This is a genomic window from Sphingobium chlorophenolicum, assembly GCF_000722875.1.
Lineage (GTDB): Bacteria > Pseudomonadota > Alphaproteobacteria > Sphingomonadales > Sphingomonadaceae > Sphingobium > Sphingobium chlorophenolicum.
Map to the genome: position 1 here is coordinate 36,308 of NZ_JFHR01000048.1, position 6,757 is coordinate 43,064.

Here is a 6,757-nt window from a genome sequence, read left to right on the forward strand (position 1 = left end):
CTTATTCCGGGGTTTCCGCTACGTCATTGGTCTGCTTTTCGCGCCAGGCGTCGAGGCGTGCGGCCAGCGCTTCGTCGATGGTGGCGAGGATGGAGGCGGCGAAGAGCGCGGCGTTGATCGCGCCGGGCTTGCCGATGGCGAGCGTGCCCACGGGGATGCCGCCGGGCATCTGGACGATGGAGAGCAGGCTGTCCATGCCCTTCAAGGATTTCGATTCGACTGGGACGCCCAGGACGGGGAGGCGGGTCATGGAAGCCACCATGCCGGGGAGGTGCGCCGCGCCGCCAGCGCCCGCGATGATGACCTTGAGGCCACGGTCGACCGCGCCGGTGGCGTAGTCGTAGAGGCGCTGGGGCGTGCGGTGGGCGGAGACGACCTTGCATTCATGGGGGACGCCGAGCGCTTCGAGGGTTTCGGACGCGTGGCGCATCGTCTCCCAGTCGGATCGGCTGCCCATGATGATGCCGACTTTTGCGGCTTCGACTGCCCCGGTCATTTCGCTTCGCACTTTCCCTGATAATGCGGAAAGCAAAGCCCCTTAGCGGGAGGTGGGCGGAGGGGCAACGGATTTAACGGATAGAAATCCGTCACAATGACGGATGACGGACATGCCCTCCCCTAACCCCTCCCGCAAGCGGGAGGGGGATTCAATGATCAGCGTTCCGACAGGTAGTAGCGGTCCTTCGCCGTCAGGTCGTCGGCCAGGTCATAGACGATGGGCTGGCCGGTGGGGATTTCCAGTTCGGTGATCTCGTCATCGGGGATGTTCGAGAGGTGCTTCACCAGCGCGCGGAGCGAATTGCCGTGGGCGGAGATGACGACGCGCTTGCCCACCTTCAAATCGGGGGCGATGCGTTCTTCCCAATAGGGCAGCACGCGGGCGATGGTGTCCTTGAGCGATTCCGTGGAGGGGATGGCAATGCCTGCATAGCGGCGGTCCTTCGACAGGTCGAATTCGCTGCCCGCCTCCAGCGGCGGCGGGGGCGTGTCGAAGCTGCGGCGCCAGATCTTCACCTGATCGTCGCCATGCTTGGCCGCCGTCTCCGCCTTGTTGAGGCCGGTGAGGCCGCCATAATGGCGTTCGTTGAGGCGCCAGTCCTTCTCCACCGGCAGCCAGAGGCGGCCCATTTCCTCCAGCACCAGGTTCAGCGTCTTGATGGCGCGGGTCTGGACGGAGGTGTAGCACTGGTCGAAGTCCAGCCCCTTGTCGCGCAGCAGGCGGCCGGCGGCGCGCGCTTCCTCCGCGCCCTTCTCCGTCACATCCACGTCCCACCAGCCGGTGAAGCGGTTTTCAAGGTTCCAGGCCGACTGACCGTGGCGGATGAGGACGAGAGTGGGCATGGGGCGCGTCTCCTGCACAAGAGCGAAATGTCGCGCCCTCCCATAGCGCCGGAAATATCCGGCGCAAGCTTGCGCAGGCCCCGCCCGCCCCCACATTGCAGTCGGTCCGTCGATGGGATAGCCCATTCGGATATTGTAAGAAGGAAGCGGCGACTTGGCATTCGTGAAGGGCATGTGGCGCATATTGGTCGCCATCAAGGACGGGCTGGTGCTGCTGTTCCTGCTGGGTTTCTTCGGCCTTCTCTATGCGGCGCTGTCCTGGTCGCCCAAACCCGGCCAGAGCGTGAGCAGCGGCGCGCTGTTGCTGAAACTGGACGGCAGCATCGTGGAGCAACCCGCCGAGGTCGATCCGATGGCGCTGCTGACCGGCGGGGGCGACCGGGCGAAGGAATATGCGCTGGCGGACATCGTCGCCGCGCTGGATGCCGCCAAGGATGACAAGAAGGTCAAGGCCGTGGTGCTGAACCTCGACGGGTTCACGGGCGGCGGTCAGGTCGCGCTGGGGCGGGTCGGCAAGGCGCTGGATGCGGTGCGGGCGGCGAAGAAACCGGTCTTCGCCTATGCGACCATCTACAGCGACGACAGCTATCAACTGGCGGCCCATGCGACCGAGAGCTGGGTCAATCCGCTGGGCGGGGTGGCGATTACCGGGCGTGGCGGGTCGGGGCTTTACTATAAGGGGCTGATCGACAGGCTGGGGGTCAACACCCATGTCTATCGCGTCGGCACCTATAAGAGTTTTGTAGAGCCGTTCACGCGGACCGGGCAGTCGCCGGAAGCGAAGCAAGCCAATCAAGCGCTGGCCGATGCGCTGTGGGAGGATTGGCGGCAGGAAGTGGCTACCGCCCGGCCCAAGGCGCGGCTGGCGGCCTATGTGAACGATCCGGCGGGTCTGGCGCAGGCGGCTGGTGGCAATCTGGCGAAGGCGGCGCTGGGCGCGGGGCTGGTCGACAAGTTGGGCGATGAGGCGGCCTTCGGCGCGCGAGTGGCGGAGGTGGCGGGCGACGCGCCGGACGACAAGGATGGGGATTTCGCGGCCATCGACCTTCGCACCTATATGAAGGCGCACAAGCCCGCCAATGACGGCGAGATCGGCGTGCTGACCATTGCCGGGGATATTGTCGACGGCGAGGCCGGACCGGGCACGGCGGCGGGCGACACGATCGCCAAGCTGCTGCGCAAGGCGCTGGCGGAGAAGGATCTGAAGGCGCTGGTGGTGCGGGTCGATTCGCCGGGCGGATCGGTGATGGCGTCGGAGAAGATACGCGGCGCCATCATGGAGGCGAAGTCGGAAGGACTGCCGGTAGTGGTGTCCATGGGCAATGTCGCGGCCAGCGGCGGATATTGGGTATCCACGCCCGCCAATATGATCTTTGCCGAGCCGGATACGATCACCGGCTCCATCGGCGTGTTCGGCATACTTCCCAGTTTCGAGGGGACGCTGGCGAAGATCGGCGTGACCACCGACGGGGTGAAGACGACGCCCCTTTCCGGGCAGCCTGACGTGGCCGGGGGCACGACGCCGGAATTCGACCGGATCATGCAGATGGGGGTCGAGGATATTTACGGCCGCTTCGTCGGGCTGGTGGCGCAATCCCGGCGCAAGACGCCGCAGCAGATCGACGCCATCGCGCAGGGCCGCGTCTGGGACGGGGGGACGGCGCGGCAGATCGGGCTGGTGGACCGCTTCGGCGGGCTGGAGGATGCGATTGCCGAGGCGGCAAAGCTGGCGAAGATCGATCCGGCCAAGGCAAAGCCCTATCGCATCGCCAAGGAACCGGACCCGTTCACCCAGTTCGTCCAGTCCATCGTGGATCGCGAGGAAGAGGATGATGCCGGTGCGCCCGATGGCACGATGGGGCGCGACTTGCTGGGGCGGCAGGCGATGGTGCAGCGGAACTGGGCGTTGCAGGCTGTGGCCGATGTGCGGGCGCTGGTGAGCGGCGCCGGGGTGCGGGCGGATTGCCTGGAATGCCGGGGCTATGGCGCGCCGAGGATGGCGAAGACGGATGAGCGGGGGTGGATGGCGGTGTTGCTGGGGCTTTGGAAGGGATGATTGGGCTGGGCCAGTTGCGAATGTTCGAATTGAACCGCAGGGGCCAATCCACAGGTTAAGGCTTGGCTACCGGAATGTGCCTTTGCGGGAACGCGTAGAAGCTCCCTTTAATGGGCGTGGTTCAGTTCATCGCCAGGATCATGTTCCGCACTTGCGGATAGACCTGCTTTTCCCATTTGCTGCCGGAGAAGACGCCATAATGGCCGACGCCGGGCTGGAGGTGATGGCGCTTCAGGTGCGGACGCAGGCCGGTGCAGAGCGCATGGGCGGCCGCCGTCTGGCCCACGGCGCAGACATCGTCCTTCTCGCCCTCCACCGTCAGCAGCGCCGTGTTGCGGATCGCGCCTGGATTGACGGGACGCCCGCGATAGGTGAGCTCGCCCTTGGCCAGCAGGGTCCGCTGAAACACCTTGTCCACGGTTTCGAGGTAGAATTCCGCCGTCATGTCGAGGACCGCGAAATATTCCTCATAAAAGGTCTTGATCCTGTCAGCCTCCACCTGCTTGCCGTCGGCCAATAGCTGATAGAGTTCGCGGTGCGCCGCGCCGTGGCGGTCCATGTTCATCGACATGAAGGCGGAAAGCTGGAGGAAACCGGGATAGACCCGGCGGCCGCGCCCGGCATAGCGCATCGGCACCATGCTGATCAGATTATCCTCGAACCATTCGATCGACTGGTCGTTGGCAAGTTCGTTGACCACCGTGGGGGCCGCGCGCGTGTCGATCGGCCCGCCCATCAAAGTCATGGAACGTGGGGTGGCGGGGTCTTTATCCTCCGCCATGATCGACACGGCCGCCATGGCCGGAACGCAGGGCTGGCACACCGACACCAGATGCGACCCCGGCCCCAGTTCCTGCATGAAGGTCATGATATAATCGACATAATCGTCGAAACCGAAGCGTCCCGCGGAAAGCGGCACGTCGCGGGCGTTCTTCCAATCGGTGATGTAGACGTCATGGTCTCGCAGCAACGTCTGCACCGTGTTGCGCAGCAGCGTAGCGAAATGGCCGGACATGGGGGCCACCACCAGCACCTTCGGCTGGGCCGTTTCCACATCGTCCTTCACGAAGTGCAGCAGATTGCCGAAGGGCAGGTCCATCGCCACTTCTTCCCGCACGGCGACATCGGCATTGCCGCTGCGCACCTGCGTTATGGCGTAGGCGGGGCGACGATGGGTCAGCTTCGCACCCTGGAACACGTCCATCAGGGCGAACATGCGGCGGGGCATCGGCCAATCCCCGGCCGGACCCATGCGATCCTTCAGCGAAAGAGCGATTTGAGCGCCGAATCGCGCAGGAGCCATCATGTCGTTCCAGGCCTGATAGCCGCTATATAACATCATCATCTTGCTCAAACGCGTCCCAAGCCCCTTCGGCGCCGATTCGGCCCCCACCGACCCGTATACAGCTTTTCCATATTGCACCGCATCATGATTGATGGAAACATGGCGGCAAAGCGGGAGGATTGCCATGGCCGACGCAGAATTGACCATTTCCAGCAAGACCTATTCGTCCTGGTCCCTTCGCGGATGGCTGTTGTGCCGCCTGGCGGGGCTGAAGGTCGGGGAAAAGACGATCGCTCTGGATGATCCTGAAAACAGGGCGGAACTGCTGCTGCTGTCGCCATCCGTGCTGGTGCCCCGGCTGACCCATGAGGGGGCGAGCGTATGGGACACGCTCGCAATCGCGGAATATCTGCATGAACTTTATCCGCATGCTGGGCTGTATCCGGCGGACCGGATCGCCCGCGCCCATTGCCGGTCGGTTTCGGGCGAAATCCATTCCGGCTTCATCAATCTGCGGTCAGCCCTGCCGATGAACCTGAAGGTGAGGCATGAGAAATTCCCGGTCTTTTCGGGCGCCCGGCAGGATATCGAGCGGATCGAGGAAATCTGGACCGAATGCCTGGGTGCCTATGGCGGGCCCTGGCTGTTCGGGGAGCAGCCGACCGTGGCGGACGCGATGTTCGCGCCGGTGGCGCAGCGTTTCCTGACCTATGCGGTGCCGCTGTCGGCCAAATCCGCCGCCTATTGCAACAGGAGCAACGACTGGGAGCCGATGCGCGAGTGGATCGACGCGGCGCGCAGGGAGAAGGATGAGGTTGAGGAACTGGAAGTCGAGTTTTAAACTTCCAGACCGGCCAGCCATTCCGCGATCATGGCGCGGCCCGCGGCGACGGCGCCGGGGCCGTGATCGGCATGATCCTGCCGCAGGGCGATGCCGCATTGCCGGGCGATGTCCAGATCGGCCCAGAAATGAGTCAGCCAATCCTCGAAACGGGGGTCTTCGCCCATTTCGGCGTGGAATTGCAGCGCGAGCAGGTTGCGGCCCCGGCGAAAGGCCTGGTGCGCATAATATTCGGTCGAGGCGAGCAGGTCGACGCCCGCAGGCAGGTCGAACGTGTCGCTGTGCCAGTGCAGCACCGGCACGTCCTGCAAGTGACGAAGCGGGGAATCGGCCCCTGCCCCGTTCAGCGCGACCGGCGCGAAGCCCAGTTCCATATGCCTGCCGGGATAGACGCGGGCGCCCAGGGCGGCGGCGATCATCTGGCTGCCGAGGCACACGCCGAGCGTCGGCAGATCTTGCTCCAGACGGGCGGCGAGCTTTTCGATCTGGAGCGGAATCCAGGGGTGGATGTCATGTTCGTAGACGCCCATCGGGCCGCCCATCATGATCAGCAGGTCCGGCGTGCAGAGGTCGACATCGGCGAAGTCGGCGCTGGCGACGTCGACCCGCTCGATCACATAGCCTGCGGCCTCGATCGGCTGAAGATAACCCGCCGCTCCTTCCCGCGGCACATGTCGGACGATAAGCGCTTTTTTCATCTCTACCAACTTGGTAGCCAAATCGGACGCGGCATGCCACCCCAGCCTTTCTTGGCTTTGCGAAATAACTGCTATGGGCGCGGGATGCGGCGGATGCGCCAGAGCGCCGCGAAGCCGATGCCGCTCCAGATGATGTTCAGCACCATCGACGGGATGGCGCCGTGCCACCAGGTGTTGAGGACGAAGAAGGCGGCGCCTAGCGCGTTCATCCATTGGAAGGCGGGCGATGCGCCCGACAGGCGGCCCGTGGAGACGAGAATATAGGCGCCGAGAACGAGAATCGCGCCGAGCCAGCCTACAAGTTCGACAAGGATCGGCAATCCATCCCCCTAGGAAAAGGGATGCTCTAATTCATAAAAGCCGGGGTTGAATAGCGGCTTTCAGATATTGCTCCTCATCAATGGAAATTTTTAGGCAGCGTGGACAAATTCAAGACTCGCCGGACTGAGTGATTTTGGGTGGTTTGCGGTCATTCCCCCTCCCGCAGGCGGGAGGGGGAATGACCGCAAACCACCCAAAATCACTCAGTCCGGCGA

7 protein-coding genes are annotated in these 6,757 nt (G+C 64.0%); 2 read left to right on the top strand and 5 right to left on the bottom strand.

What is annotated here, in order from left to right:
* Nucleotide 1: 1 nt before the first annotated feature.
* Together purE and gpmA are read right to left on the bottom strand one after the other, a co-directional pair.
* A complete protein-coding gene (gene purE, locus BV95_RS17310) occupies nucleotides 2-496 on the bottom strand; it encodes a 5-(carboxyamino)imidazole ribonucleotide mutase (RefSeq protein ID WP_037454854.1) in 495 nt (164 codons plus the stop codon).
* A gap of 158 nt (nucleotides 497-654) precedes the next feature.
* On the bottom strand, nucleotides 655-1,341 hold the full coding sequence (gene gpmA, locus BV95_RS17315; protein ID WP_037454857.1) for a 2,3-diphosphoglycerate-dependent phosphoglycerate mutase: 687 nt from the start codon (nucleotides 1,339-1,341) through the stop codon (nucleotides 655-657).
* Nucleotides 1,342-1,495: 154 nt separating this feature from the next.
* Here gpmA and sppA point away from each other — a divergent pair, with 154 nt between their 5' ends.
* Nucleotides 1,496-3,397, top strand: coding sequence for a signal peptide peptidase SppA (gene sppA, locus BV95_RS17320; protein WP_037454860.1), 1,902 nt, complete (start codon nucleotides 1,496-1,498; stop codon nucleotides 3,395-3,397).
* Nucleotides 3,398-3,518: 121 nt separating this feature from the next.
* Here sppA and BV95_RS17325 read toward each other — a convergent pair whose 3' ends face one another.
* On the bottom strand, nucleotides 3,519-4,742 hold the full coding sequence (locus tag BV95_RS17325) for a polyhydroxyalkanoate depolymerase (protein ID WP_037454886.1): 1,224 nt from the start codon (nucleotides 4,740-4,742) through the stop codon (nucleotides 3,519-3,521).
* A gap of 124 nt (nucleotides 4,743-4,866) precedes the next feature.
* Between BV95_RS17325 and BV95_RS17330 the strand changes: the two genes are divergently transcribed.
* Nucleotides 4,867-5,523 (top strand): glutathione S-transferase, encoded by a 657-nt coding sequence (locus tag BV95_RS17330; protein ID WP_037454864.1) that lies wholly within the window; start codon nucleotides 4,867-4,869, stop codon nucleotides 5,521-5,523.
* Here BV95_RS17330 and BV95_RS17335 read toward each other — a convergent pair.
* Complete coding sequence (locus BV95_RS17335) at nucleotides 5,520-6,221, bottom strand: glutamine amidotransferase (protein WP_037454866.1); 702 nt, start codon at nucleotides 6,219-6,221, stop codon at nucleotides 5,520-5,522. The two genes, BV95_RS17330 and BV95_RS17335, sit on opposite strands and share 4 nt — an antisense overlap.
* A gap of 71 nt (nucleotides 6,222-6,292) precedes the next feature.
* On the bottom strand, nucleotides 6,293-6,541 hold the full coding sequence (locus BV95_RS17340) for a CBU_0592 family membrane protein (RefSeq protein ID WP_037454870.1): 249 nt from the start codon (nucleotides 6,539-6,541) through the stop codon (nucleotides 6,293-6,295).
* Nucleotides 6,542-6,757: the final 216 nt, after the last annotated feature.

Coding starts and splice junctions, on each gene's coding strand:
- purE (WP_037454854.1), bottom strand. CDS start 496: ATGACCGGGGCAGTCGAAGCCGCAAAAGTCGGCATCATCATGGGCAGC.
- gpmA (WP_037454857.1), bottom strand. CDS start 1,341: ATGCCCACTCTCGTCCTCATCCGCCACGGTCAGTCGGCCTGGAACCTT.
- BV95_RS17325 (WP_037454886.1), bottom strand. CDS start 4,742: ATGATGATGTTATATAGCGGCTATCAGGCCTGGAACGACATGATGGCT.
- BV95_RS17330 (WP_037454864.1), top strand. CDS start 4,867: ATGGCCGACGCAGAATTGACCATTTCCAGCAAGACCTATTCGTCCTGG.
- BV95_RS17335 (WP_037454866.1), bottom strand. CDS start 6,221: ATGAAAAAAGCGCTTATCGTCCGACATGTGCCGCGGGAAGGAGCGGCG.